Source organism: Rhizobium ecuadorense (assembly GCF_001187535.1).
In the GTDB taxonomy this organism is placed as follows: domain Bacteria; phylum Pseudomonadota; class Alphaproteobacteria; order Rhizobiales; family Rhizobiaceae; genus Rhizobium; species Rhizobium ecuadorense.
On the sequence record NZ_LFIO01000288.1, the window covers coordinates 1 to 235 of the forward strand.

At 61.3% G+C, this 235-nt stretch carries 1 pseudogene; it reads left to right on the forward strand.

The features are described 5' to 3' along the window. Positions 1-235: pseudogene (locus tag AF337_RS43155) on the forward strand (terminase large subunit); the annotation flags it as partial.

Consider the following 235-nt stretch of genomic DNA (forward strand, 5'->3'; position numbering starts at 1 on the left):
TCGCTGCAGAAATTCGAGGATCGAATCCTGCAGCGTCGGATTGTTATCGACGAAAGCCCGATCACCAAGTGGTGCTCCGGCAACGCGGCGATCCAGCCGGACGCCCAGAACAATCGGTTCTTCATCAAGAAGCACCAGCGTGGCCGCATCGACGGCATGACGGTCTTGGCGATGCTTGCCGGCGCCGCCGACCTCGGCGAAACCGGCGAACAGTCCGTCTGGGATAGCGAAGAGG